27 protein-coding genes and 1 tRNA gene are annotated in these 26,442 nt (G+C 70.0%); 23 read left to right on the top strand and 5 right to left on the bottom strand.

The window, feature by feature from the left end; translation table 11 throughout:
- Positions 1-139: 139 nt before the first annotated feature.
- Complete coding sequence (locus M6B22_RS11400) at positions 140-1,528, top strand: LCP family protein (RefSeq protein WP_269441672.1); 1,389 nt, start codon at positions 140-142, stop codon at positions 1,526-1,528.
- 1 nt (position 1,529) lies between these two features.
- Here the strand turns inward: M6B22_RS11400 and M6B22_RS11395 are convergent, their stop codons facing one another.
- Positions 1,530-1,796, bottom strand: coding sequence for a GlsB/YeaQ/YmgE family stress response membrane protein (locus tag M6B22_RS11395; protein WP_269441671.1), 267 nt, complete (start codon positions 1,794-1,796; stop codon positions 1,530-1,532).
- A 25-nt stretch (positions 1,797-1,821) separates the two neighbouring features.
- Positions 1,822-2,787, bottom strand: a complete 966-nt coding sequence (locus tag M6B22_RS11390) for a prephenate dehydrogenase/arogenate dehydrogenase family protein (protein WP_269441670.1) — start codon at positions 2,785-2,787, stop codon at positions 1,822-1,824.
- Positions 2,788-2,908: 121 nt separating this feature from the next.
- Between M6B22_RS11390 and M6B22_RS11385 the strand changes: the two genes are divergently transcribed.
- The 4 genes from M6B22_RS11385 to M6B22_RS11370 all read left to right on the top strand — a co-directional run bounded on the left by M6B22_RS11385 (position 2,909) and on the right by M6B22_RS11370 (position 4,484).
- Positions 2,909-3,403, top strand: a complete 495-nt coding sequence (locus M6B22_RS11385) for a tRNA adenosine deaminase-associated protein (RefSeq protein WP_269441669.1) — start codon at positions 2,909-2,911, stop codon at positions 3,401-3,403.
- 13 nt (positions 3,404-3,416) lie between these two features.
- On the top strand, positions 3,417-3,902 hold the full coding sequence (locus M6B22_RS11380) for a tRNA adenosine deaminase-associated protein (RefSeq protein ID WP_269441668.1): 486 nt from the start codon (positions 3,417-3,419) through the stop codon (positions 3,900-3,902).
- Between the two features lie 16 nt (positions 3,903-3,918).
- A complete protein-coding gene (gene tadA, locus M6B22_RS11375) occupies positions 3,919-4,371 on the top strand; it encodes a tRNA adenosine(34) deaminase TadA (protein ID WP_407935687.1) in 453 nt (150 codons plus the stop codon).
- A 25-nt stretch (positions 4,372-4,396) separates the two neighbouring features.
- A tRNA-Ser gene (locus M6B22_RS11370) sits at positions 4,397-4,484 on the top strand.
- Between the two features lie 53 nt (positions 4,485-4,537).
- Here M6B22_RS11370 and M6B22_RS11365 read toward each other — a convergent pair.
- Positions 4,538-4,756 carry a hypothetical protein gene (locus tag M6B22_RS11365; RefSeq protein ID WP_269441666.1) on the bottom strand — a complete coding sequence of 73 codons (219 nt, stop codon included), beginning with the start codon at positions 4,754-4,756 and terminating at the stop codon, positions 4,538-4,540.
- Between the two features lie 636 nt (positions 4,757-5,392).
- The gene (locus tag M6B22_RS11360; protein WP_269441665.1) at positions 5,393-6,139 is read right to left on the bottom strand and encodes a GntR family transcriptional regulator; all 747 of its coding nucleotides are present in this window, start codon (positions 6,137-6,139) and stop codon (positions 5,393-5,395) included.
- 318 nt (positions 6,140-6,457) lie between these two features.
- Here M6B22_RS11360 and M6B22_RS11355 point away from each other — a divergent pair, with 318 nt between their 5' ends.
- The 18 genes from M6B22_RS11355 (at position 6,458) to M6B22_RS11270 (ending at position 25,162) form a co-directional block, all read left to right on the top strand.
- Complete coding sequence (locus tag M6B22_RS11355; RefSeq protein ID WP_269441664.1) at positions 6,458-7,414, top strand: ABC transporter ATP-binding protein; 957 nt, start codon at positions 6,458-6,460, stop codon at positions 7,412-7,414.
- Entirely contained in the window at positions 7,411-8,223 is an 813-nt protein-coding gene (locus M6B22_RS11350; RefSeq protein ID WP_269441663.1) for an ATP-binding cassette domain-containing protein, read from the top strand. The genes M6B22_RS11355 and M6B22_RS11350 overlap by 4 nt, the downstream gene beginning before the upstream one ends.
- 12 nt (positions 8,224-8,235) lie before the next feature.
- Complete coding sequence (locus M6B22_RS11345; protein ID WP_269441662.1) at positions 8,236-9,798, top strand: ABC transporter substrate-binding protein; 1,563 nt, start codon at positions 8,236-8,238, stop codon at positions 9,796-9,798.
- 99 nt (positions 9,799-9,897) lie between these two features.
- Complete coding sequence (locus M6B22_RS11340; RefSeq protein WP_269441661.1) at positions 9,898-10,917, top strand: ABC transporter permease; 1,020 nt, start codon at positions 9,898-9,900, stop codon at positions 10,915-10,917.
- A 1-nt stretch (position 10,918) separates the two neighbouring features.
- Positions 10,919-11,827 (top strand): ABC transporter permease, encoded by a 909-nt coding sequence (locus tag M6B22_RS11335; RefSeq protein ID WP_269441660.1) that lies wholly within the window; start codon positions 10,919-10,921, stop codon positions 11,825-11,827.
- Complete coding sequence (locus M6B22_RS11330; RefSeq protein ID WP_269441659.1) at positions 11,827-13,671, top strand: CocE/NonD family hydrolase; 1,845 nt, start codon at positions 11,827-11,829, stop codon at positions 13,669-13,671. The genes M6B22_RS11335 and M6B22_RS11330 overlap by 1 nt, the downstream gene beginning before the upstream one ends.
- On the top strand, positions 13,668-14,942 hold the full coding sequence (gene lysA / locus M6B22_RS11325) for a diaminopimelate decarboxylase (protein WP_269441658.1): 1,275 nt from the start codon (positions 13,668-13,670) through the stop codon (positions 14,940-14,942). Before M6B22_RS11330 ends, lysA begins: the two co-directional genes overlap by 4 nt.
- Complete coding sequence (locus M6B22_RS11320) at positions 14,939-16,012, top strand: C45 family autoproteolytic acyltransferase/hydolase (RefSeq protein ID WP_269441657.1); 1,074 nt, start codon at positions 14,939-14,941, stop codon at positions 16,010-16,012. Before lysA ends, M6B22_RS11320 begins: the two co-directional genes overlap by 4 nt.
- Positions 16,013-16,105: 93 nt before the next feature.
- Entirely contained in the window at positions 16,106-17,455 is a 1,350-nt protein-coding gene (locus M6B22_RS11315) for an acyclic terpene utilization AtuA family protein (RefSeq protein WP_407935686.1), read from the top strand.
- Between the two features lie 14 nt (positions 17,456-17,469).
- Complete coding sequence (locus M6B22_RS11310) at positions 17,470-17,790, top strand: DUF4387 domain-containing protein (protein ID WP_269441655.1); 321 nt, start codon at positions 17,470-17,472, stop codon at positions 17,788-17,790.
- 4 nt (positions 17,791-17,794) lie between these two features.
- Complete coding sequence (locus M6B22_RS11305; RefSeq protein ID WP_269441654.1) at positions 17,795-18,841, top strand: glutamate cyclase domain-containing protein; 1,047 nt, start codon at positions 17,795-17,797, stop codon at positions 18,839-18,841.
- Between the two features lie 10 nt (positions 18,842-18,851).
- Positions 18,852-19,901 (top strand): glutamate cyclase domain-containing protein, encoded by a 1,050-nt coding sequence (locus tag M6B22_RS11300; protein ID WP_269441653.1) that lies wholly within the window; start codon positions 18,852-18,854, stop codon positions 19,899-19,901.
- Positions 19,889-21,079, top strand: coding sequence for a CaiB/BaiF CoA transferase family protein (locus M6B22_RS11295; protein WP_269441652.1), 1,191 nt, complete (start codon positions 19,889-19,891; stop codon positions 21,077-21,079). The genes M6B22_RS11300 and M6B22_RS11295 overlap by 13 nt, the downstream gene beginning before the upstream one ends.
- A 59-nt stretch (positions 21,080-21,138) precedes the next feature.
- A complete protein-coding gene (locus M6B22_RS11290; RefSeq protein ID WP_407935685.1) occupies positions 21,139-22,278 on the top strand; it encodes an acyl-CoA dehydrogenase family protein in 1,140 nt (379 codons plus the stop codon).
- A gap of 968 nt (positions 22,279-23,246) precedes the next feature.
- Positions 23,247-23,423, top strand: coding sequence for a hypothetical protein (locus M6B22_RS11285; RefSeq protein ID WP_269441650.1), 177 nt, complete (start codon positions 23,247-23,249; stop codon positions 23,421-23,423).
- Between the two features lie 123 nt (positions 23,424-23,546).
- On the top strand, positions 23,547-23,990 hold the full coding sequence (locus M6B22_RS11280) for a type II toxin-antitoxin system RelE/ParE family toxin (RefSeq protein ID WP_269441649.1): 444 nt from the start codon (positions 23,547-23,549) through the stop codon (positions 23,988-23,990).
- A 63-nt stretch (positions 23,991-24,053) separates the two neighbouring features.
- On the top strand, positions 24,054-24,611 hold the full coding sequence (locus M6B22_RS11275; protein WP_269441648.1) for a helix-turn-helix domain-containing protein: 558 nt from the start codon (positions 24,054-24,056) through the stop codon (positions 24,609-24,611).
- A gap of 8 nt (positions 24,612-24,619) precedes the next feature.
- Positions 24,620-25,162 carry a hypothetical protein gene (locus tag M6B22_RS11270; protein WP_269441647.1) on the top strand — a complete coding sequence of 181 codons (543 nt, stop codon included), beginning with the start codon at positions 24,620-24,622 and terminating at the stop codon, positions 25,160-25,162.
- Here M6B22_RS11270 and M6B22_RS11265 read toward each other — a convergent pair.
- Positions 25,159-26,442 (bottom strand): tyrosine-type recombinase/integrase, encoded by a 1,284-nt coding sequence (locus M6B22_RS11265; RefSeq protein ID WP_269441646.1) that lies wholly within the window; start codon positions 26,440-26,442, stop codon positions 25,159-25,161. The genes M6B22_RS11270 and M6B22_RS11265 overlap by 4 nt on opposite strands.

Raw genomic sequence — 26,442 nt, 5'->3', positions numbered from 1 at the left:
CTCCAAAGCGAGCCGCCGCGCATCCACAGCGAACGCGGCGCCGGGCGCTGACAGCAGGCTGGCAGCAACGCGCTGGGTTTCGGGCGCGGGCAATAGGGTCGTCCGGTCCCGCGCAATCGCACGTTGTCCGAGGAGGATCGTGTCCGGCACCGACGACACGACCCCTACCGGATCGTGGCTCGACCAGCCGCCCCTGGATCCGTACGCGGCCGAGGAGTTCACCGCACCGATCACGCGGGTACAGGCCGACGGGTACGACGAGTCGCCGACGGCCGTCATCCCGCTGATCCCTGCGGTGGCGGCCGGCCTGTCCCCGGACCAGGACCGGTTGCTGGAGCGGCTGCGCACTCGCAACGCGGGCAGCAGCGCCGGTCGCCGGCGGCGCAAGGGGCGGCGGGTAGCGGTGCGCGCCGTGACCTCGGCCGTCGCGTTCACCCTCGTGCTGATCCTCACCGGGTTCGGCATCGCGGGGTATCTGTACGAGAAGTACAACCACCAGTTGCACCGCGTCACGGTGCTGCAGCGCCACGACCCGAACATCCGCGAGGCGGCGCGCCAGCTGAACGCCGAGAACTTCCTGGTCATCGGGTCGGACTCGCGTGCGGGCCTGGGTCGGAAATACGGGCTGGCCTCGGGGGCCCGCTCGGACACCACGATGATCGTGCACATCTCGCCGGACCACCGGCGCGCGACGGTGATCAGCATCCCGCGCGACTCGTGGGTCCAGATCCCGGCATGCAGGGCAGCCGACGGCAGCACCGTCGCCGCGCACTCGGACATGTTCAACTCGGCGTTCACCGTCGGCGGCCCGGCCTGCACCATCGCCACTGTGCAGAAGCTCACCGGCATCGCCGTCACCCACTTCGTCGAGATCGACTTCAGTGGTTTCAAGTCGATGGTGAACGCGATCGGCACGGTCACCGTCTGCAGCCCGCAGGCGGTCTACGACCACGGCAGCGGGTTACGCCTGCGGGCCGGCAACAACAAGCTCAACGGCTCGCAGGCGCTTGCCTACGTGCGGGCCCGTGAGTCGCTCGGTGACGGCTCCGACCTGGGCCGCATCAAGCGCCAGCAGATGTTCCTGGGCGCGGTGCTGCGTCAGGCGATGAGCGGGTCGATGCTCACCAACCCGACCCGGCTCACGTCGTTCCTGGACGCGGCCACCAGGGCGATCACGATCGACAAGGACACCAGCTTCGCCGACCTGCGTAACCTGGCGTCGTCGCTGCACGGCCTGGACCCCAAGCGGGTCACGTTCTACACCGCCCCGATCGCCGACCGGAACTACTCGCCGCCCGGCACGTCGATGACCGGACGGGTGCTGCTGGACGGCACCCAGGGGCGGGCGCTGTACGACTCGGTGATCCGGGACAAGAAGCCGGTGTGGGTCCGCGACGAGAACGGCACGACGACGGTGGTCGGCCAGCCGGACGCGTCCGGCCGACCTACCGCACCGGCGACGAGGGCCGGCGACCCGGCAGTGCCGAAGCCGAACCTGAACGCCGGCCAGAAGACCTGCTCGCTGTAGCTCAGCGGCGGGGCGAGCGGTCGACCAGCCGCCAGAGCGCCAACACGACGATGCTTCCGGCGACCGCGCCGACGAACGTGCCGGCCTTGCGCAGGTCGAACTTGTCGTGGAACAGGATCGAGCCGAGGCTGCCACCGGCGTACGAGCCGACGATGCCGAGCAGCGCGGTACCCAGGCAGCCCAGCCGCTGCGGGCTGCGGACGAACATGCGCGCGATGCCGCCGGCGATCAGTCCGAGCAGCAGCAGGCCGAGCAGGTTGAGCAGCATCGCGCCATTGTGCCAATCGGCCCGCTCAGGACGGCGGACGCATCCCCAGCAGCCGCACGCCGTCGTCATCGCGCAGCACCGCGGTGATCCAGCCGCCGTTGCGGCCGTGATCGCACAGCTCCTCGACCCCGGCACGCAGCTCGACCGGCGCGAACCGGCGGTGCTCCCAGTTGACGCGCGCATCGTGCCCGGCCGCGGCCAGTTCGTACATCGACCCGTTCGCCGCGAGCTGCTCTCGCGCACCGCTGAGCCGGCCGATGACGTCGTCCAGTGCCTGCACCAGCGCGGCGTTGCCGTCGCACCAGGTGGCCACCAGATCAGGACGGGTGCGGGCCACGCGCGAGCCGGAGCGGTACGAGCCGGCGGCCAGTGACAGCCCGAGCGGCCCGCCGGCCAGCCCGGTCAGGGCGAGCACCTCGGCGAGCACGTGCGGCAGCCCGATGACGTGCGCGACGGCGGTGTCCTGCTCGGCCGCCGTCGCAGGAACCGGCTTGGCGCCCAGGTCGCACACCAGGTCGGCCACCGCCAGCCAGGCGTCCAGATCGGTCTCCGGCTCGATGGTGAGCGTCCAGGGCGCGTCGCGGAACAGCAGCGGGTCGGTGGCCCCCCAGCCGCTCTCCTCGGTGCCCGCCAGCGGGTGGCCGCCGACGAACCGCGCGTGCGGCACGATCTCGCGCACGGCCGCATGCACCGGCTGTTTGAGCGTGCCGACGTCGGTGAGCAGTGCCCCGGGTGCCAGGTGTGGCGCGAGCGAGCGCAGCGCGTCGGGCACCTGGGGCAGCGGCATGGCCAGCACCACCAGGTCCGCACCGTGGACGGCTGCCGCGTCGGTCGGGGTGACCGGATAGCCGGACGCGCTCGCCGCCGCCGCGGTGGCCGGGTCGATGTCGTAGCCGACGACGTCCAGCCCGCTCTGCCGGACGGCGTGCATCAGCGAGCCGCCGATGAGACCCAGCCCCAGCACTGCGACGCGGCCGAAAGTGGCGCTCACGCGCGATGCTGTCTGTGTGCACTCACGCCAGCGACGGTAGCGCGTGGCCGTTGCCGACTTCCCGCGGACGGGACAGACGTGTCAGGATCGATACCTCGCGACGGTGACGGCACGAGAGGCGGTGGGGCAAGTGGCACAACGTGGCTTCGCCGTGGCGGCGTTTCGCGACGGCGGTGTGTGGCGGATCGAGCCGCTGCCGCCCGCCGTGCTGGACGATCTGGGCGTGCTGTTGCAGGCGTTGCGTTCGCAATCGCCCGAGGGCGGAGCGTTCGTGGTTGCCAGCGTCGACGACGAGTTCTTCCTGATCGCGCGGCAGGACGGTCCCCGGATCGCGCTGTTGCTCTCGGACATCACCGCGGCGGTCGCCTACCCGCTCGCCGAGCAGGTGCTGGTCCGGCTCGGCGAGGAGCCGCTGGAGGACGACGAGCTGGACGAGGTCTGGCCGATCGGTGACCTGGACCTGTTCGCCGACCTCGATCTGGGCGAGGACGAAATGGAACAGATCCTCGATGACATCGACGCGTACCCGGACGAGATGCTGGAGGAGATCCTGGATCGGCTGGGGCTGGCCGACGAGTACGCCCGCGCCATCGAGTCGGCCCGGGCCGTGCGGTGATCGGGGCGCGCTGATGTCCTACTTCGCTGCCCTGCTCACGCGGACGGGCGAGCGGTGGCGTGCGAGCGAGGTGACGCTGGAGGACTGCGAGACGGTCACCGATATCGCCGATGTCGTGCTGGACGTCGCCGGCGACGTGCGGCTGCTCGTGATCGAGCAGGACGACGAGTACGCCGCGATCGTGCGGCTCGATGAGAGCGAGACCGAGCCGCGGGCGTTCCTGTCCTACGGCCACGCCGCGGACAACTACCGGCTGGCGGCCGTGATCATCGAGGAGCTGGACGAGATCGGCGAGGACGAGCTCAGTGACGACGAGGATGCGCCGCCGGCCCACGACAGCGCACCGTTCGGCGATGCCGACATCGTCGAGGATCTCGGGACACCGGCCGGCGAGCTGCTCGCGATGTGCGCGCACGAGGGCATGCTGCCGATCGACCTGCTGGTGCACGTCTGCGAGAAGGCCGGCTGCGCCGAGGCCTTCGACGACCTGCGTGTCTGACGCCCGGCCGGATCCGATGGCGGCGGACGAGCTGGCGGTGCAGGCCGCCCTGGTCGAGGCCCGGGCCGCGCTGGCGCTCGGCGAGGTGCCGATCGGTGCCGTCGTCCTCGACGCCGCCGGGTCCGTCATCGCCCGGGCGCACAACGAGCGCGAGCTCGGGCAGGACCCCAGCGCGCACGCCGAGGTGATCGCGCTGCGCCGCGCCGGTGCCGCGCTCGGGTCGTGGCGCCTGGACGGCTGCACGCTGGCGGTGACGCTGGAGCCGTGCACCATGTGCGCCGGTGCGCTGGTGCTGGCGCGGGTCCGCCGGCTGGTCTTCGGCGCCTGGGACCCGAAGGCGGGCGCGGTCGGCTCGCTCTGGGACGTCGTCCGTGACCGTCGGCTGAACCACCGGCCCGAGGTCGCGGCGGCCGTGTGCGAGGCCGAGTGCTCGGCGCTGCTCGCGGACTTCTTCGCGGCGAAGCGCTGAGGCTGCGTCCTGTAGTCTTTCCGGCGGTGGCGTGTCCGAGCGGCCAAAGGAGCACGCCTCGAAAGCGTGTGTGGGTAACACCACCGTGGGTTCGAATCCCACCGCCACCGCCAAACTTAATTCCCCTATTTGCTGGGCTGTAGGGCCGCAGACACGTAGGGGGCCTTCACAGCTTCCGCCCAGAACTCTGCTCCAGTCTCAGTTTCAGTCTCAGTTGTGACGCGGCGCCGTCCGGTGTTGGTGTCGCGCCGTGGCTAGCGCGGCAGGGTTCATCGTCTCTGACGCCAGCGACGGTGTTGATCGAGACAGGTTCATGTTGCGCATCCAGTGGTGCGGGTTCGTCGTGCGGGAAATTCGCGACCTCGAGCGCCACCAGGGCGGTCACCACGAGACCAGAGCTGCTCATTGGCGTAGTTCTCGGTCTCGACCGAGAGCCGAACGTCAGCATGGGTCGCCGGCGAGCGCGGCCGCCTCGACGGGCTCGTCCAACACTCGGACACGGGCTTGATGGGATGAAGGAGCGGGGCCTCGCTCCTCGTGGACTCACCGAGTAGACCTCGGCGTGTTCGCGTCGGCACGACGAAGGAGGCCCCTTGTGAGCGAACAGTACGAGGAAAGCAGTACGTGGGAATGGACATGAACTGGCGCCGCTCGGTGCTGGTCCGGATGACCGAGTCTGGGGAGCGGTTGGAGACGGTGCGCATCGTTAACGATCCGGAGCGGCTCGTGGCGGTGAGGCCCGCGCGGGCGAGTCCCCGGAAGTGGTGCTGAGGCCACTTACGGCTGGTACTGGGCCGCCGACGCGCTCGGCGAACTTGGCGCCGGCGCGGGTCGTGCTGTGTCTGACCCCCAGTGTCGGCGGGCAGCACCTGGTCGTCGACGACCGACGGCGGGGTGCTCATGACGCAGTAGCTGGCGATCTGGCCGTGGTCGGTGACCTTCTCGATCTCGGCGTCGCGGCCAAGGCCGGTCTGGGCCTCCCCGGTTCCTCTCCAGCGCGGCGCGATCACCCGCAGACGCCTCACTCGGTGAGTCGGACCTGCCGGGTGATGCGGAACCGGTAGCGGCTTCCCGGATACCAACCGATGCGCAATTCGACCGGCGTAGCGCCGTGCGTGAAGAGGCTGACCGTGCGAAAGCCCGCAGACTTCGCGCTCACCCTGAGCAGTTGCGCGATCTCTCGCGGAAGCGGCACTGCTTCGAACTCCTGGGACACGTCGAGGTCGTTGGCTCCCAGCGCGTGCCCGGCGATCTGGTAGGTGGACTTCGCGCCCCACTCCGGCTCCCCGGGTAGCCGCTCGACGACATGGGGCGGCAGGAAGGACTGGTAGTAGGCGAGCGGGAGCCCGCTGCCCACCCCGAGCACCTCCACCGAAAGCAGCTCCGTCCCGGGAACGCTGCCGAGTCGCTCGGCCTGCTGGCTGTCGGCGGCGACCGAGCCGGTGCGCACCAACTGGTACGCCGGGCTGAGATGCAGGTGCCGCACCGTGCTGTCGAAGGCGTCCATCCGCCCCAGGTCCTGGTCGACCCGCGGCGGCGCGACGAAGGTCCCGCGGGTCGGCACGCGCACGATGAGGCCGGCCTGCTCGGCCATCCGTAAGCCGAGTCGGACGGTCTCGCGGCTGACGCTCAGCTGCTCGGCAAACCGCCGCTCGCCGAGCAGTTTCGTCCCGGGAGTGAGCCGACCGGCCGCGATCTCGCGCTGGATGTGCGCGAAGACCGCCTCGTGACGCGAGTTCAGCCAGCCGTCGTTCTCAGTGGACGTCATGCGAATTCTCCGAAGCCGGACAGGGGACGCGAGCCGAACCAGGCCAGACCATGCGGCCTGTCGGGCAGGGTAGCAGGTGCCGCAAGCAAAAATGATCTTGTCGCGCCAGGGTCGCTCGTGCAGCACATTTTTTGGCCATTGCGGACTGGGGGGGCGATGGGCGTGGCGCGGCGCTTGACGCGTCGGTTCCCTCGCTCTACGGTTCACAAAACTCCTAGACCAGACCGCGCCAGACCAGTAGCGCAGCCGCGCTGGAGCGGGACGGGCTGGCCCCACTCCCACCGGTCGGCACCGACGCAGCGAGAGGACCCCGGACGGATGACCCCGGCACTGCTCGAGGTAGCGGATCTTAGCGTCCAGATCGGCCGCGTGCATGCCGTCACCAACGCAACCTTCGCCGTCGGGGAGGGTGAGTTCTTCGGCGTCGTCGGCGAGTCCGGTTCGGGCAAGAGCATGACCGCCCGGGCAATTATCGGGCTGCTGCCGGCTGGCGCCGTGATGAGCGGGAGCATCCGGCTCGCCGGGGAGGAGCTCACCGCTGCCACGCGCCGCCGGCTGCGCGAGCTGCGGGGCGGGTCGATCGGCTTCGTCTTCCAGGACGCGCTGGCCGCGCTCGACCCGGTCTACACCATCGGCAAGCAACTGGCCGAGATCCAACGCACCCACGGTTCGGTCGGCGCCGCCGCCGCGAGGCGGCGCAGCCTGGACCTGCTCGGCGAGGTCGGGATCAGCGATCCGGCCCGCTGCCTGGACAGCTACCCGCACCAGCTCTCGGGCGGGATGCGCCAACGCGCGGTCATCGCCACTGCCCTGATCTCCGACCCGCGGCTGATCATCGCCGACGAGCCGACCACGGCGCTGGACGTGACGATCCAGCGCCAGGTGCTCGAGCTGCTCCAGCAGATCGTCGAACAGCGCAAGACCGCGGTCATGCTGATCACTCACGACCTCGGTGTCGTGGCAGAGACGTGTGATCGCGTGGCGGTGTTCTACGGCGGCGTGATCGTCGAGGAGGCCTTGACTGTGGCGCTGTTCGCCGAGCCCCGTCACCCGTACACCCGCGCGCTGCTCGACTCGTTGCCCAAGCTCGGTCAGCAACGGACGTTCCGGGCTATCCCGGGCGCCCCCATCCGCGTGGTCGGGCGGTTGACCAGCTGTCCCTTCGCGCCCCGCTGCGCGCACGCGACAGCCAGCTGTGCCAGCGCCCTGCCGGCCGAGACCGATCTCGGCGACCGGCGGTTCCGCTGCTGCGAGAGCCCGCAGGTGGGCGAATGAGCGCGCCGATCATCGAGGTCAACGACCTCAGCCGCACCTTCCACACAGGCCGGGGGATGTTCCAGCGCGGCCAGGACGTGCAGGCCGTGAAGCAGGTGACGCTGCAGGTGCCGGCCGGCAGCACCTTCGGCCTCGTGGGTGAATCCGGCTCCGGCAAGACCACCGTCGCCAAGATCGTGTGCGGCCTCGAGAGCATCGACTCCGGACACGTCCGGGTCGCCGACTTCGACCTCGGCCGGTTGCGGCGCCGCGACCTCAAACCGTTTCGCCGGCTCACCCAGATGGTGTTCCAGGACCCCCTGGCCTCGCTCAACCCGTACTGGCGGATCGGTTCGCTGGTTGGCGAGGGGTTGCGCATCCACGGCCTCTACTCGCCGGCCGAGCGGCGCGACCGTGTCGTGTTCCTGCTCGAGAGCTGCGGACTCACGGCGGACATGATGGACCGGCACCCGCATGAATTCTCCGGCGGCCAGCGGCAGCGCATCTCGATCGCCCGCGCCCTGGCCGTGGAGCCGAAGGTCCTCGTCCTGGACGAGCCCGTGTCTTCGCTGGACGTATCGATCCAGGCTCAAATCCTCACGCTCCTACAGGAGCTGCAACGCCAGTTCGGTCTCACATACCTATTCATCGGCCACAACCTGGCCGTCGTGGAAGGGCTCTGTGACCGGATTGCCGTGATGTACCGCGGAGAGGTCGTCGAAGAGGGGACGACCGATGCGGTCATCGGCCGACCGGAGCATCCATACACCGTCCGGCTCATCGCGGCGACACCCGTACCCGATCCGACCAAGCGTAAACGCATCGCCTGAGGAGGCACCTCCATGATCCGTCCTAAGCGTGAGCCACGTCCCAGACGGCACCGGTACCGCAGCGCCGCCGCGCTGGGCGCCACGGCCGCCGTCGTCGCAGTGACGCTGTCGGCCTGCACTGGAAGCTCCAGCGGCGGTGGTCAGAACTCCGCCGACGGGCAACGACTGGTCATCGGCCTATCGGCCGAGATCATGAACCTCGACCCGGGGCTCGCGCCGACCGGCGGGCGCGAGACGATCGCAATCCGCGACTCGATCTTCGACACACTCGTCACCCAGGGCGACGAACTGCGGCCCAAACCCCGGCTCGCGGAGTCGTGGAGCAACCCGGACGCGCGGACTTGGGTCTTCAAGCTCCGCAAGGGCGTCAAGTTCACCAACGGTGAGCCGTTCAACGCCGAGGTAGCCAAGTACAACATCGAGCGGGTGCTCGACTCCAAGCTGCAGCTCTCGTACTACTCGCAGTTGAGCGCGATCGTGAGCGACGTCAAGGCTGTCGACGACATGACGCTGCAGCTCACGACCAAGAGCGCGGCGCCCGGCCTGCTCACGATCCTCGACTACATGCAGATCGTCCCCGAGCAGTACATGAAGAAGGTCGGCGACAAGCAGTTCAACACGGCGCCGATCGGCTCGGGACCGTTCAAGTTCGACAAGCGGGAAGGTGACCAGGTCTACCTGACCCGCAACGACGACTACTGGGGTGGCAAGCCGAAGCTGAAGACGGTCGTCTTCCAGACCATCCCGGAGGTCTCCGCCCGGGTGGCCGCGTTGCAGTCGGGCGCGATCAACATCGCCAACGAGATCCCGCCGGACGTCGCCAAGACCCTCACCGGTGACACCAAGACCGAGACCGTGTCGGGTACCCGCATCTTCTTCCTCGGCATGAACGTGAAGGCCAAGCCGTTCGACGACCCCGCCGTAAGGCGCGCCGTGGTGCAGGCGGTCGACACCCAGTCGATCGCGAAGAACCTCTACGTCGGCGAGGCCCAGCCGCTGAACCAGGACGCCTTCAAGGCGATGCTCGGCTACCAGCCGAACATCCCGGGCAACACCTTCGACCAGGCGGCGGCCAGCGCGGTACTCAAGAACGTGACCACGCCGGTCGTCATCGACGTCACCCAGGCCGACGCGACGCTCGGCCAGGCGGTGCTCGGACAGCTGCAGGCCGCAGGGCTCAAGGCGCAGATCCAGACCGTCGAGGACAGCGCCTTCGATACCAAGACCGAGGCCGGGCAGGAGCAGGCGTACCTCTCCTCCTGGGGCGTCGCCGAAGGCGATCTCGATGCGCTCATCATCCGGCACTTCTGGAGCGGTCGCGACGACACGAGCAAGTACACCAACTACTCGAACCCGTCGCTCGACGACCAGATCAAACAGGAGCAGTCGACCGTCGACCCGGCCGCGCGGCAGAAGATCTTCGCCGGCATCATGCAGACCCTGCTGGCCGACGCGCCCTGGGTGCCGATCGTGACGCCGAACGAGATCTACGGCGTCTCGTCGAACGTGACCGGCTGGACACCGTCCCCGATCGGCCTGTTCCACCTCCTGAACACGCAAGTGGGCAGGAGCTGAATCACCCCGGATGGGGCCGGCCGCGGCCGGCCCCACCCGGCCCCGCCCGGTGCCTCGGCGCCCGTCCCGTACTCCTGCTGCGAATGAGGGTAGAGATCCATGGTTCGGCTCGTGTCGGTCCGGCTGATGCAGACGGTGATCGTGGCGTTCATCGTGTCGGTCATCGTCTTCCTGCTGATGCACGTCGCCCCGGGCGATCCGGTCAACGCGATCTACGGCGAGCAGAACGTTAGTGCCGTGCAGAAGGCGGCGCTGCGTCACCAGCTCGGCCTCGACCTGCCGCTCTGGCGCCAGTACGCCGACTTCGTCTTGCATGCGCTGCAGGGCGATCTCGGCAATTCCATCTTCCGTAGCGCGTCCGTCGGCTCGCTGGTGCGCCCGGCGCTGATGGCGACCGTCGAACTCACCGTCGCCTCGCTCGTCGTGGCCGTCGCGATCGGCTTTCCGGTGGCGGTGATCTCCGCGCTCAAGCAGAACAGCATCTACGACCGGGCCGGTAGCGCGCTGGCACTGTTCGGGATCTCTATGCCGAGCTTCTGGCTCGGCATCATCTGCATCCTCGTCTTCTCCGTCCACCTGGGCATCCTGCCGACGGGCGGGCGCCTCGCGACCGGCCTCAGCGTGCGGGACATCACCGGCATCGACACGCTCGACGCGGTGCTGTCCGGCAACTGGATCGCGCTCCGATCGGCCCTCGAGCACCTCGTCCTGCCCGCCGTGACCCTGGGTGCCGCGATGTCGGCGACGTTGGCGCGGGTGCTGCGCGCGAGCCTCATCGAGGCCAAGAATCAGGAGTTCGTCGAGGCGCTGCGGGCCCGCGGGATGAGCGAGGTGGCTGTGGTGCGGCACATGCTCCGCAACTCGCTCCCACCGGCTGTGATCATGATGGGCATCAAGGTGGGCTCGCTGCTCGGCGGCGCGATCGTGATCGAGGTCGTGTTCTCGTGGCCGGGGCTCGGCCGGTTGATCGTCACCGCAATCAGCGCCCGCGACTACCCGCTTATCCAGGGCGGTGTGCTCGTCATGGCGGTGCTGTTCGTCCTGGTCAACCTGGCGACGGACCTGATCCACGGCGTCCTCGATCCGCGCGTCCGCCAGGGCAAGAAGGCAGGGGTCTGACATGGTGCACATCGCTCGCCCGGTGCGGCAGCTGGGGCTCGCCGCGACGCTCGCCGCGCTAGTCTGCGCCGCGTTCGCGTTCGTCGGTGCCTTCGCACCGCTCCTCGTCCCCGACGATCCCCAGCACCAGGACCTGACCGCCCGGTTGCGCGCCCCCCTCTCGGCGGGGCATCCACTCGGCACCGACGTACTGGGCCGCGATATCCTCTCCCGGCTCATCGCCGGCACCCGCGAATCGCTACTCGTCGCGGTCATCGCCGTCGGCATCTCTGTCGTGGCGGGGGTGGCCATCGGGCTGGTCAGCGGCTACTTCGGCGGCCTGCTCGATTCGCTGCTGATGCGCGTCGTCGACGCCTGGCTCGCGTTCCCGTTCCTGCTCCTGGCCATCACGATCATCGCGATCCTCGGGCCGGGTACCCGTAACGTGATCATCGCACTCGTCGCAAGCGAGTGGGTCGTCTACGTGCGACTTGTCCGCGGCGAGACCCTCTCGATCAGGGAGCGCGAGTACGTCACGTCGGCGCGCATGCTCGGTGTGAGCCGGACCGCGATCATGGTCAAGCACATCCTCCCCAACATCTACGGCCCGATCCTCGTCGTCTCGACGCTGGAGCTCGGCATCGTGATCGTCACCGAGGCCTCGCTCTCCTTCCTCGGCCTCGGGGCCAACGCCGCCACCGCCACCTGGGGCGCGATGCTGGCCGACGGTCGCGCCTACCTGGCGACCGCCTGGTGGCTGGCCACGATCCCCGGGCTGGCGATCTTCGTCATCGTGCTGGCGGTGAACCTGCTCGGCGACGCGTTGCGCGACTTCGCCGATCCGCGGATGAAGGCCCACCGGCGGGGCAGCGAACTCTCCGCGACCTGGCCCGAGCCGGACCCGCAGCTGCTCGAGATGGCCGCCCACTGATGAACCCGCACTGGCTGCTGCACGGTCGGACGACGCGCGAGACGGTCCTCCTCACCTGCCGGGACGGCATCCGGCTCGCCACCGACGCCTACGTCCCGCAGGCGCCGGACGGCACCCGCGGGCCGGCTCCCACCATCGTCGAGCGGACCCCCTACGGTCGCCGGGACCCGGAGTTGCAGGCGATGGCCTACTTCTTCGCCGCTCGCGGCTACAACGTCGTGCTGCAGGACACCCGCGGCCGCGGCGACTCCGAGGGCGTCTTCCAGCACTACCTCGCACGGCCGCACGAGGGCGAGGACGGTGCCGACCTGCTTACCTGGATCGCCGAGCAGCCCTGGTCGGACGGCGCGGTGGGCACGACCGGGCTCTCCTACACGGGGGCGAACCAGCAGTCGCTGGCGATCACGAACCATCCGGCGCTGCGCTGCCAGGTGATCCTCGACGCCGGGCTGAACTACTTCAAGCGCACGGTCCGCGAGGAAGGTGCGTTCGTGCTCGGACAGCTGGGCACCTACGCCTTGCGGATGGCCCTGTCGAGCCCGCAGGCCGCGCGCGACCCCCTACTGCGAGCCGCGCTCGAGCACTCGCGCGACCACGCCGCCGACTGGTTCCGGAGGGCTCCCTGGCGGCGCGGTGCCTCCCCGGTGTCGGCGTTGCCCGAGTACGAGGACTGGCTGCTGTTCGCGCAGGACTCGGTGATCGCGGGGCCGGAGTGGGACAACCCGCAGATGAACCTGGAGCCTTACGTCGACCGGTATCCGGACATCCCGGTCCTGCTCGTCACTAGCTGGTACGGGCACCACCAGTGGGCGACCTTCCGCAAGCTGGAGCTGCTCGCGCACCACCGCAAGCCCAAGCGGGTCGTGGTCGGCACCTGGCTGCACGCCGACCCGTACGGCCACCCGGACTTCGTCGGCGCGGCGGCGTTCGGGGCGCAGTCGTCGCTGAATATGAACGAGGTGCGCCTGCGCTGGTTCGACGCCCACCTCCGCGGCGTCGAGGCCGAGCGAGCCACCGACACCCCGACGGTCACCTACTTCCGACTGGGTGGCGGGAGCGGTCGCCGGGATGCGAACGGCCGCCTCGCCCACGGCGGCTGCTGGCGCGAGGCCGACCAGTGGCCGCCGGCCGGTGGCCGGGACCTCAACTGGACCCTCACCTCGGACGGGCGGCTCGAGACGGGCGACGACGCAACCCCGGCCGGCCGGCGCGACCTCCGGGTGGATCTCGCGCGTCCGGTGCCGACGATTGGCAGCTCGATCAGGAACCCCGATATCATTCCCGGCTTCGTCGCCAGTGGCGGGCAGGATCAGCGCGAGCTGCCGGACGCGCTCGACTCCCCCGGCTCGGGGTTGCCGCTCGCGGCGCGCCCCGACGTGGCGGCGTTCCGCAGCGCCCCCCTGGCCGACGACGTCGACCTCACCGGCCCGCTCTTCGTCGACCTGTGGCTCACCTCGGAGAGCGCGGCCTGCGACCTGTCGGTGAAGATCGTCGACGAGTACCCGGCCTCGAGGGACTGGCCCGACGGCTTCGCCCTCAACCTTGCCGACGGGTACCGGCGCTGCGCCTCGTGGACGCAGCTGGTCGCCGGCGCTCAGAATGGCGAGCCGACCCTCGTGACCGTCGGCCCGCTGCACGTCAGCAACCGGTTCGCCGTGGGGCACCGCATCCGGGTCGACGTTGCGAACAGCAGCTGGCCCCGCTACGACCGCAACCCGGAGGCCTTGGATCGCTTCACCGTGACGGTGCACTGCGGCGGTGCGACCGCCTCCCGCCTGCGCGGCCCGGGCGTGGCCCACGACCTCGCGACTGAGGTCGCAACCCAGCAGACGGAGCAGTCGTGACGCCTTCCCCGCGCGTACTGGGTTTCCTCCCCGGCGGAGCGGCGATCGGCGCCGACGGCGAACTCGTCCTGCACCGCCGCCCGCTCACTGAGCTCGCCGGCGAGTTCGGGACGCCTTGCTACCTCGTCGACGAGGACGAGCTGCGCGCGCAGGCCCGCCGGTATCTCACCGCGTTCCGGTCGCGCCGGACGCAGTCACGGGTGGTCTTCGCCTCGAAGTCGTTCCCATCGACGCCCATCTACCGGGTGTTGGCCGAGGAGGGGCTCAGCTGCGACGTTGCCGGCACCGGCGAGCTCGAGCTGGCGCTGGCAGCCGGCTTCGCCCCAGCCGACGTCTACGTCCACGGAAACGCCAAGACCGAGGCGGAGATCCGGGCCGCCGTCGAGCACGGCGTCGGCACCTTCGTCATCGACAATGGTGACGACATCGACCGGCTGCTGAGATGGGCGCCGGCCGGGCAGCACGTCATGCTGCGCGTGATCCCCGAGATCACTGTCGCCACTCACGAGTCGATGGTGACCGGTCAGCCCGAGTCGAAGTTCGGACTCCCCGGGGTCCAGGCACGGGAGGCGATCGCCCGGCTGGCCCGCTCGAAGCTCGATCTGGTCGGGCTGCACTGCCACGTCGGCTCGCAGGTCCTCGACCTCGACTCCTTTGCCCGGATCCCCGCCGCGCTGGCCCGGTACGGCGAGTTCGCCGCCTACAACTTCGGCGGCGGCCTCGGCGTGCGCTACGCCGACACCGACGACCCGCCGACGGTGGAGGCCTACGCCGAGACGTTGACGCAGGCGGCCGGGGCCTGCCTCCCGCCGTCCGCGGAGATCCTGGTCGAGCCCGGGCGCAGCCTGGTCGCCCGCGCCGGCCTCACCCTCTACACGGTCGCGACGGTGAAGCGCACCGGCCGGACGTTCGTCGCGGTCGACGGCGGTATGGCCGACAACCTCGAGGTCGTGCTCCTCGACCTGCCGATGCAGCCGGCGATCGCTGCCCGCCCGGACGGCGGTGAGGTCTGCGACGTCGTGGGCCGGCACTGCGAGTCCGGCGACCGGCTGGTCCGCGGCGCCCGGCTCGACTCGCCGCGGATCGGGGACGTCCTCGTGCTCCCGATGACCGGCGCGTACAGCCACACGACGGCCAGCAACTACAACGGCGCGCTCCGGCCACCGATCGTGCTCTCGAGCGCCGCGGCGGGGGCACGGCTCGCCGTCCGGCGGGAGACCGTCGAGGACCTCTTCGCCCGCGACCGCCCTGCTACGGAGGAGCCCCGGTGAGCCAACTCGCCACTGTCGAAGCAACCGGTGACGGTAACCGGATCGGGCGGGCGATCGCGGCCGCGACCAGCCACCTGCGCGCAGAGGTCGCGCAGTGGTGCCACAGCGCCCTGGCGGCCTACGCGCCGGACGAACCGGGCGTGCGCGCGTCGCTGCACGAGCTCCGGACCATGCTCGAGGAACACTCGCCGAGCACCTTGGGCCAGGTCGAGGGCATGGCGCGCGGGTACGGCGTCCCGGCCGACGGGCTGCTCGTCGCCGTGCTCGCCACCTACTTCGCCAGCGCCGACATCCCGGGCGGTGACCGGGGCTGCAGTACCTTCGCCGTGCGCGGCGCCGCCGGCCGTCCCCCCGTACTCGCCAAGAACCGCGACAGCGACCAGCGCTTCCGCTCGATGCAGACCATCGTGCGGGTGCAGCCGGCCGCCGGCTACGAGTGGCTCGCGCTCTCGACCGCCGGGGCCCCGGCAGTGCACTCGGCCGGGATCAACGAGCGCGGGCTGGCAGTGGCCGACACGCACGTCCCGTCGACCGATGTCGGGATCGGCCTGCCCCGGTTCTCCCTGATGATGCACGCGCTCGAACAGTGCGGGACGACCGACGAGGCGATCGCCTACCTGGAATCCGTCCCGCGCATGGGCTTCGGCAACCTGATCCTCGCCGACGCCGAGGGCGCGGTCGCCGTGGTCGAGTGCGGTCACAGCCGCCTGGCGGTGATCGAACCGGCCGGCGACGAGGTGTGCGCGACCAACCACTTCGTGAGTGACGGGTTGGCCGGGACCTGCCGCCACCCGGCCGGCTCGGCCGAGGGGCTGGATTCGCGGGCCCGGCGCAGACGGTTGGCCGTGGACCTGGCTGATGCCGACCGGCTCGCCGGTGACCCCCTCGGGGCGCTGTCGGTGCACGAGCAGCCCGGGGCGACCTGCGTGCACGGCGACGAGGGCAGCGGCTGGACCATCGCCACGGTCGTCGCCCACCCGGACCAGCGGTCGATGGCTATCGGTGTCGGGACGCCCTGCCGGGCGATCCCGCAGCGGTTCAGCCTAGCGGCGGAGCGCCGCGGCGATTGACTTCCACCAACTCCCTGTTACTCTGTACCAGACCAGTCCATACCAGTTCGGCCACGGGCCGGGAATCCTGAGGTAGGCATGTCACCGCGACGGATGCGCATCGTGAGTCCCAATGGGCACCTCGGATTCGCGCCCACCCGCCCGGGCAGCTTCTACGAGTCGCTCCGGCACGACCCCGACTTCCTGATCGCCGACTCCGGCAGCTGCGACATCGGCCCCGGCCCGCTCGGCGGCAACACCTGCGCGAGCCCGCGTGAGTGGCAGTGCCACGACCTCGAGCTGATGCTCCTCGCCGCGCGTGAACGCAAGATCCCGATGCTGATCGGCTCGGCCGGCGACACCGGTGGGAACCGCAGTGTCGATATGTTCGTCGAGATGATCCAGCAGATCGCGAGCGCGCACCAGCTCGACGAGTTCCGCATCGGCTACTTCCACTCGGAGGTGCCCACGCAAGCGGTCGCGGACGCGATCCGACGGGGCACGATGGTCCCCGGGTTGGACGGCCGGGCGGAGCTGGCCCTCGAGGACATCGACCGCACCGACCGGATCGTCGCCGTTGCCGGCTCCGCGCCCTACATCTCGTTGCTGGACGCCGGGGCCGACGTGATCATCGGTGGGCGGTCGAGCGACTGTGCCGTCTTCGCCGCCCCCGCGATCCGGGCTGGGTTCGCTGAGGAGCTCGCCTACTACATGGGCAAGGTCCTCGAGTGCGCCTCCTTCTGCGCCGAACCCTACGGCGGCAAGGAGAGCGTGATGGGTGAGATCACCGACTCGTACGTGGATGTCACGGCCATGCATCCGGACCAGCGCTGCACGCCATCCTCGGTCGCCAGCCACTCGATGTACGAGCGCTCGCACCCCTACTTCGAGGCGCTCGCCGGCGGCACGCTCGACATGACCGAGTGCCGGTACGAGCAGGTCGCGGAGAAGACGACGCGGGTCACCGGTCCGAAGTTCGCGGCGACCGACGAGCTGTTCGTCAAGCTCGAGGGCTCCGGCCTGGTCGGTAGCCGTTACATCGGCTTCGCCGGGGTCCGGGACGAGTACACGATCCGGCACATCGACGACGCCATCGCCTGGGCCCGCGGCCAGGTCGCGGACAGGTTCGGCGAGGGGGGCTACGAGCTGCACTTCCACGTCTTCGGTCGGGACGCCATCCTGGGCAAGGCCGAGTTCGTGACCACGCCGGCGCACGAACTGGGTGTCGTCGTCGAAGCGGTCGCGCGCGACGATGCGATGGCCAAGTCGGTGGCGATGACCGCCACCCGCCAGCTCTTCTACGCCCGCCTTCCGCAGGTGAAGGGCACCGCCGGCAGTGTCTCGTTCCTCTTCGACGAGGTCCTCGCGGCCAGCCCGGCCTACGAATGGACCGTCAACCACGTCATCCCGGCGACGGCGCTGCCGGGGCTGTTCCCGACGAACGTCGTCTCTTCCCTCTCGTGACCACTGGAGCCTCGATGCCCGAGCCCGTCCGCCTCGTCGACCTCGCCAAGACCCTGCGCTCGAAGAACGCCGGAGTCGACCTGGTCACCTTCGACATCTTCTTCCCAGACCCCGAGACCTTCCACCGGGTCGTCGACAGCCGCGCGCTGACGAAGGAGTCGGTGGCACAACTGTTCCGCACCGAGCCGGGCCGGGTCGTGACCTTCCTCGAGCTGGAACCGCTGCGGGCGATCAAGTTCACCATCCGCCGGGACCGGCCCAGCGGCAGTCCCGGTGACAGCGACGTATTCGGCGCCCAGCAGTACGCGCCGCTGCTGTCGGTCACGATCCCCTGACGCCGTGGCGGCGCCCACGGAGGAGACGGTGGCCCGCAAGGGCGACCAGATCGACCGGCTGATCACCATCGACTTCCCCCGCAGGGGGGTGATCGACTTGCTTTACGGCGCCGCCCGGGCGCACCACGGCGGATCGCTGACGCTGGCCGCCGCCCGGCTGCTGCACACCCGCCTCTCCCCGGGCCGGGTCGCGCTCATCGCCACGGGCTGGCTGGATCGCCCGCACGTCAGCCGCTACATCGCCGAGACGGACGGGCCACCCGGCGCCGCCGCCTTGGCCCGGGCGTTGCACTTCGGCCTCGGCGCGGTACCGCTGGTGCTGACCGAGGAGGAGATCGTGCCGGCCGTGACGGCCGCCGTGCAGGCGGCCGGGCTGCGGTGCGTCGAACCGGAGCAGGCGGTCGCCGCGAGCGCGTCGGCAAGCCCGCTGCATGCCGCCGCGGTCGTCGCCTTCCCCACCGGGACGGTGGCGGCGGAGGCGATGGCCCGCCAGCTGCTCGAGCGCTACGACGTGGGCGCCTTCGCCGCCGTCGAGAAGGGTGGTCGCAACCGGGAGGGGCGCGTGCACACCAGCCGAGGGCACGACACCACCGACGTCCTGGCCAACATCGACGCCGTCCTCGCCGCCTGCACCGAGCGCGGCGTCGCGACCATCGGGGTCGGCGACGGCGGTAATGAGATCGGGATGGGCACGATCGCCGACCGCCTCCGCGGCCGGCTCCGCTTCGCCGACGACTGCGAGTGCGGCTGTGGCGGCGGCGTCGTCCCCGGCCGGGCCACCGACGTCGTGGTCGCCGCCACGGTCTCGAACTGGGGCGCCTACGGCATCGCCGCCGCGCTCGCCGTCCTTCTCGAGCAGCCGGACCTGCTGCACACCCCGCAGCTCGAGGAGGACGTCCTGCGAGCGTGCGCGCAGGCCGGGCTCATCGACGGCGTCAGCGGCCGGGTCGCGCCGAGCGCGGACGGGCTCGAGCTGCCGGTGCACAAGGCGCTCGTGACGCTGCTGCGCGCGGTGACCGGGGTCGGCGTGAACTCGGCGGCCTGGACGTGAGGGGGACCCCGTGACCGCGAACGAGCCGGACGCCGCCGTACGGCGGATTGGTGAGGGCATCGACCGCCTGCTGACCGCCGACCTCCCCAACCGCGGGCGGATCGACATCCTGTACCCGCACTTCCGCGACTTCTACGGCGAGCCGCTCACCCTGCTCGCCGCCCGCACCCTCACCGCGGCGGTCCGGCCAGGTGATCTCGTGCTCATCGCGACCGGGTGGCTCAACCGGCCCTATGTCAGCACGGACGTCGCCGAGTCCGACGGCCCGACCGGCGCGGCCGCGCTCGCCCGGGCGGTGCGCATCGGCCTCGGCGCGGTGCCGGTGATCCTCGTCGAGCCGGAACTGGTCCCGGCGATGACTGGGGTCGTCCACGCCGCCGGCCTGCGCTGCCTGCCGCTGGCGGAGGCGGTGCGGACGGGGGACGCGGACGTGCTGCTGCACGCGGCGGCCGTGGTCGCGTACCCGGCCGACCGGGCCGCCGCGGGCGCCGCGGCCGAGGGCCTGTTCGTGCACCGGGTGGGGGCGTTCATCGCCATCGAGAAGGGTGGTGCGAACGAGGCCGGGCGGGTGCACATGAGCCAGGGCCGGGAGTGCACGGCCACGGTCGCCTCGATGGACTCGCTGATCGCGCTGTGCCGGGAGCGGTCGGTGCCGACGATCGGCATCGGCGACGGCGGCAACGAGCTCGGCATGGGCAACGCCGGCGGCAGCCTGCGTGATGTGCTGCCGTACGGGCGGGACTGTGGCTGCGGGTGCGGCGGCGGGGTGGTTCCGGCCGCCGAGACCGATGTCGCCGTACCGGTCACCGTGTCGAACTGGGGTGGCTACGGGATCTGCGCCGCGCTCGCCGCCGTGCTGGGACGACCGGAGGTGATGCACGACGAGCGGCTGGAGCACCGGATGCTGCAGGCGTGTTCGGCCGCCGGCCTCATCGACGGGGTCACCGGCTTCACCGAGCCGACCTCGGACGGCCTCGACGAGGACGTCCACCTGGCGATCGTGACGCTGCTGCGGACGCTGATCGGCTGCGGCGTGGAGGTCGCGGCGTGGCCGGGCTAGCCGCCCCGCTCGCCGGGGTGCTGATCGCCGACTTCAGCCGGGTGCTGGCCGGACCGTTGGCCACGATGACGCTGGCCGACCTGGGCGCGACGGTGGTGAAGGTGGAGCGCCCCGGTTCCGGCGACGACACCCGCCAGTGGGGCCCGCCGTGGACGGCCGGGTCGTCGGCCTACTTCGACTGCGTGAACCGCAGCAAGTACGGCGTCGTACTCGATCTGGCCCACGACGCCGACCGGGCGCTCGCCGCGGAGCTGGCCCGGCGGGCCGACGTCGTCGTCGAGAACTTCCGCCCCGGGGCGCTCGACCGGTTCGGGCTGGACCACGCCACGGTCGCCGCCGGCAATCCCCGCGCGGTCTACTGCTCGATCTCCGGCTTCGGGTCCGGGGCGGGGGCCGGCCGGCCCGGCTACGACTTCATCGTGCAGGCGGCCGGCGGGCTGATGTCGGTCACCGGACCGGCCGACGGCGAGCCGATGAAGGTCGGGCTCCCGATCGTCGACGTCCTCACCGGGAAGGACGCGGTCATCGCGATCCTCGCCGCGCTCGCCGACCGGCGGCGCACCGGTCGCGGCCAGCACGTCCGGGTGGAGCTGCTGTCGAGCCTGCTCGGCGGCCTCGTCAACCAGGCGGCCAGCTTCCTCGTGACCGGGACGGCGCCGGGGCGGATGGGCAACCAGCACCCGTCCATCGCGCCGTACGAGACGTTGCGCTGCGCCGACGGGGTGGTGGCGGTGGCGTGCGGCAACGACGGCCAGTTCGCCAAGCTTGCCGGCGCGCTCGCCCGTCCCGAGCTGGCCGGTGATCCGCGCTTCGCGACGAACCCGGCCCGGCTCGCCCACCGGGCGGAGCTGATCGGCGAACTCGAGCGGGGTCTCGCGACGGCCCCGGCCGCGCACTGGGAGCGGGCCCTCACCGCGGTCGGCGTGCCGGCCGGTCCGGTCGGCGACATCGGCGCCGGTGTCGCGCTCGCCGAGGCGTGCGGGCTCGAGCCGCTGCTCGAGCTGGGTCCGGACCGGGCGCCGCAGGTCCGCCACCCGGCGCGCTACGACTCCCCGCTGGCCGCGGCGGTGCCGCCCCCCGCCCTGGACCAGCACGGCGATCTCGTCCGCGCCTGGCTGGCCGGACCGCCGGACCGACCGCTTCCGCATCAGAGTCTTCCCACGAGAGCAGGAACATGATGAGTGGCACCGCCGCTGCCCACGCGCTCGACTCTTACGACCCGATCGACCTCGCCACCATGCTGGGTCCGCAGGAGGCGGCGGTGCGCGGCACCATCCGCAACTTCGGCGTTGAGCGGGTGCTGCCTGGTGTGGCCGACTGGTACGAGCGCGGAGAGCTCCCGGAGAGCGACCTTCGCGCGCTGGTGAAGGAACTCGGCGCTCTCGGCGTGCTCGGCATGCACCTGTCCGGTTACGGCTGCGCCGGGATGAGCGCGGTCGAGTACGGGCTGACCTGCCTGGAACTTGAGGCGGTCGACTCGGGGCTCCGCTCGCTCGTCTCGGTGCAGGGCTCGCTTGCGATGTTCGCGATCTGGCAGCACGGCAGCGAGGAGCAGAAGCAACGTTGGCTGCCGGCGCTGGCGGCCGGCGACGCAATCGGCTGCTTCGGCCTGACCGAGCCGGACGCCGGCTCGGACCCGGCCTCGATGCGGACGACGGCCCGGCGTGATGGTTCGGACTGGGTGCTCACCGGTCGGAAGATGTGGATCACGAACGGTTCGGTCGCCGACGTGGCCGTGGTGTGGGCGCGGACGGACGACGGGATCTCCGGCTTCGTCGTGCCGGCCGGCACCCCGGGCTTCACAGCGCCGCCGATCAAGCGCAAGGCGTCGTTGCGGGCTTCGGTCACCAGCGAGCTTGTGCTGGACGACGTGCGGCTGCCGGCCGACGCGCAGCTCCCCGAAGGGCGTGGCCTGCGCGCTCCGCTTGCCTGCCTGAACGAGGCCCGTTACGGCATCCTCTGGGGCGCGATGGGGGCCGCCTCCGCCTGCTACCGGGCAGCGCTCGACTACGCTGGCACGCGCGTGCAGTTCGGCGCGCCGATCGCCTCCTACCAGCTCACCCAGGCCAAGCTGGCCGACATGGCGGTCGAACTGGCCAAAGGGACGCTGCTCGCCCTGCACCTGGGGCGGCTCAAGGACGCTGGACGGCTGCAACCGGCGCAGGTCAGCCTCGGCAAGCTCACCAACGTGCGCGAGGCGCTCGCGATCTGCCGCAGCGCCCGGACGATCCTCGGTGCGAACGGGATCTCCTTCGAGTACCCGGTGATGCGGCACGCGAACAACCTCGAGTCGGTGCTCACCTACGAGGGCACGAGCGAGATGCACACCCTCGTCCTCGGGCAGGCGCTGACCGGGCACACCGCGTTCCGCCGCTGAACGCGGACGGTGCGCGGACACGAAGCTCAACCCCACCCGGCGTCACGAGCCGACCAGGTGGCAGCCAGGTTCCGTCAGTGCTGGCGTTCCCGCCAAGCTGTAGCTCGGCCTGTCAGGCCAGTTCAGTTATACAGACGATCTGACATGCACCCGCGCCGACTTGCTGCAGGTGGGTGGCTTGATCCGCCGCGTCCGCGCGGCGTGCGGTGCCAGCGTGGTAGCCACTAGCAGGCCCGCTTGGAAGCCACAGGGGCGGGTAGGATCGCTGCACGTCAGCAATCACGGGCCGCTTGTCCTGCGTTGGCCTCGCGGTGATACGGCTCGAAAGCGTGTGTGGGTAAAACCACCGTGGGTTCGAATCCCACCGCCACCGCCAAGATTGCCCCGGATTTGCTGGGCTGTACGGCCGTGGCACCTACGAGGGTCCTCGCAGCTTCCGTCCAGAATTTCTGCTCCAGTCTCAGTTTCAGTCTCAGTTGTGTCCGGCCACGGCTCGACTCCCTGACGCCAGCGACGGTGTTGACCGAGACGGGTTGTGGGCGGCACCGCTAGACGGCGGCGCGCCCGGAAGACGCCGACTACGCGCGGCACGGCACTTTGGCCGACGGAGCTGCCGCCTATATGCGCGGACTGCGAACCGCAGAGGTCTGGATCAACGAGTTCCAACCGCGTGAACATGTCCGTGCTCGCCGCATGCTCTCGGGCCCTCCGACTGTCCGCGCGGCCGCGGTCTCAGACGCCGAGCCCTACCCCATCCCAAAGCCCGGAGTCATAGGTTGCAACCTATATTCCACCGTGTATGCTCTCCCTCAGAACCACGAAAGCCCCGCTCCTAGGGCTGGTTCCAGGCGGGGCTCTCGTCGGCGTTTGGCTGCGCGGCGTGAGCTTACGTGACTCGGCGGAATAGGGCGACCTGCCTGTTTGCGGTCACTGTCCGGGACCCAGGTTCTGGACAGGAGGTGAGGATCATGGCGCGCAAGGCGACTTCCCCGGGCCGTCCGGCGCCGACGTCCGGGCAGTACCGGCCGGCGACCGGCGGCAAGGAGATCACCATGCCGAAGGGTCACACGCTCCCGCCCACGCCCCGGCCGGGGCAGAAGTGGGTGAACGTGGACCCGACGAAGAACAAGAGCGGTCGCGGCTGACGCTCGACGCCGAGGCCTCTGTCGTCGGCGGCCTCGGCCTTCAAGATCCTCGCTCGAATGCCAGTAATGTGATTCGCTTCCCGTGTGTAGCCCCGGCGCATGGAGCGAAAGGGAGAACCGCGGGTGGCGAAGGGTAGAAGCGGCAGGCAGCCGTTCCGGTCTGCTGCGATCGAACCGAAGCCTGCCGCCCCCAAGAAGACCCCGAAATGGCTGTTCGTCCCCGAGTTCGGCGCCGAGTTCGGAGGCCTACCTGCCGTCGCCATCTCCGGGCTCTCGACGTTGATGGAGCGGCACGCGGAGGGCACGACCCGGCCAGGGAATCACTTCAAGCCGATCGGCGACGGCTTGTACGAGTTGCGCTTCGAGCACAGCAACAACCACTTCCGCCTCATCTTCAAGTGGGACCAGGGCGACCTCGTTGCCCTCACGGCGTTCGCGAAGAACCAAGAGAAGATCCCTCGGAAGGACCTGAAGCGCGCGCGGACGCGCTCCGCCGCGTGGGTTCGGCCTAAAGGCACGAGCAGTGCAGGACCGAAGAACCCTGAAACAAACCGAGGTTCGCGGTAGTTCTAAGGTTGTATAGGTTAGAACCGATGCTACTAGCAGCATCGCGGGACATGAGGAGAACAGATGAGTGTCGACATGTTCGAGTCCGGTAGCGCGGTTGCGACGGACGACGGACTCGACGACCTCCAGAAGTTCCTTCGCCGAGTTGAGGCGGAGAAGCCTGAGGTGCGCGAGCGGCGGGAGGACCTTCGCGAGCTGCACCACATCCTTGACGAGCTGGTGGCCCTTCGAAAGGCCTGTGGCATGTCGCAGACGGACGTCGCGAACGTCATGGGTGTCAAGCAGCCGACGATTTCTCAGTTCGAGACTGAAAGCAGCGATCCGAAGATCAGCACGCTGCAGCGGTACGCCCGTGCAGTCGGAACTCGGCTTCGCGTGAGTGTGGCTCCGGCTCCGGCTTGGACCGCTCGCGGGTGCTTCCCTTACGAGGGTCGCCCGATCCACTTCGCCCTCAACACGAACGCGGGGGTTCTGGCGTTTGTCGATCCGATGATGCGCTACGCGGGTGGTACAACCACCACCCGCGTTAGCCAGCCGGAGCAGTCGCCGTTGCCCGCCATCGCGAGGGCCCTCGCGCACGCAACAATCGGATCAACGGCCGACCGCGCCGTCGCGGTCTGACGGGTCACATGATCTCCATCGAAGCGCAGAGGGAGCTTGCGGCTCGCATCGCGGCGCGGGCCGAACTGCGCGACCTTCGCCTATTCAGCTCGAAGCTTGAACTAGAGGACCTTCCTGATGGCAGCGGTCAACTCGAGTATGACCTTCAGATCGACGCCGACTCGGAATGGAACGAAGGAGATTCCTTCTTCTCAGTTCGTTGCACCTACACGTTGACGTTGGCGCAAACCCCGTTCCCGACGGCATCGGAGTCGGGAGCGGACGTGGAGGATAACGGCGGAGAGCCGGACCGGACGCCGATCGCATCCGCCGCCTTCACGTATCGCGCGCTCTTCGAACTTCTCATGCGGGAGGAAGACGAGCCGCCGTCTTCCGCTGAGCTCAAGGCATACGCGCTGACGACCGGTTCTTTCGCCGTCTACCCGTACGCGCGCGAGTACGTCCAAGACGTGATCACTCGAATGGGGCTGCCCACGTTGACCCTCGGGGTTCTCCGGCAACCCTTGTTCATGGAAGACGCTGAGCAGCCGGCAACCGACGCCGACGGCTAACCCCTCGGGCGCGGCTCCGTGGTCCTCGCGGCCGGTGGAACGTCTTCCTCCCAGAGGAAAGCGCTGAGCTGCTGGGCAACTTCGGTGCGCAACGGTGCGACGAGGTGTTGGTAGCGCTGCATCATGGCGGGGTCGGTCCAGCCCATCAGCGCCATGGTTGTGCGCGGGCTCACGCCGAGCAGGAGTAGGCACGTAGCGGCGGTGTGGCGCGCGTCGTGCAGTCGGACGTCGCGCACCCCCGCGACCTGGAGGAGCTTCTTCCAGCGGCCCCAGTCCGTGCGGGGACTGATCGCGCGCCCGAGCTCGTCGCTGAACACCCAGCCGCCGTCATGCCACAGTGCGCCAGCCTGGAGCTTCTCGCGCACCTGGCGGGTTCTGTGTACGCGAAGCAGCGCGACCAGCGGATCGGGCAGCCCGACCGTCCGCCGCCCGGCGAGCGACTTCGGGGTGTCCGTTGTGGGCCTCGTCTCGCGCCGCTGCGGGCAGTAGCCCGCGTACTTGTGGCCGCATGTGCCGGCGCATCCGTGCTCATAACGGGGGCGCACTCGCGCCCGGCGGACGGTGAGGACCTGGTTGTCGAAGTCAACGTCATCCCACTGCAGTCCAAGTACTTCACCCTGCCGAAGACCGAGCGCGAGGGCGATCACGAATCGGGCCCCGTTACGGGTGCTGGCGGCCGCCGCGAACATCCTCTTGATCTCGACGACGGTGAGTGGCTCGGTCTCGAGCAGCGCCTCGTCGTTGCGAGGGATCCGGGCGAAGGCAGCCGGGTTGGTCGTCAGGTAGCCATACCGGAGCGCATCGTTGAACGCCTTGCGGGCGACCCGGTGCACTTGGTGTACGGCGGCGCGCCGCATCGTCGTGCCCCGCTTGGTCACCCGCGTCAGCATCCGCCCGTATAGGTGCTCCAGGTGTTCGGTGCGCAGCTCGGTCAGCTTGTGGGCGCCGATTCCGGGGACGAGGTGGACGCGTACCGCCCGCTCGTATCCGTCGTAGGTCGTCGTCTTGATGTGGGGGCGGACGTCGCCGAGCCAGTGCTGCAGCCATCCCGCCACCGTCCAACGCGGTCCGGGGCGAAGGACGTTGCCTTCGGTGCGGGCGTGTTCGAGGTCGGCGACCTTCTTCGCGACGATGGCCCGGGTCAGCCCCTGGACGTGGCGCCGGTCCGGCCGGCCATCGTCGCGGACTCCGACGGAAACGCGCCCGTGCCAATATCCGTCCTCGCCCTGGTAGATCGTCGACCGGCCGTTCGTCACTCGCTTCATCTGGCGCTTGGCCAT

Origin of the sequence: Jatrophihabitans cynanchi, from assembly GCF_027247405.1 — a bacterium.
In the GTDB taxonomy this organism is placed as follows: Bacteria; Actinomycetota; Actinomycetes; order Mycobacteriales; family Jatrophihabitantaceae; genus Jatrophihabitans_B; species Jatrophihabitans_B cynanchi.
Note: the sequence above shows the minus strand (reverse complement) of the source record. Positions and strands in the feature narration are given on the sequence as shown.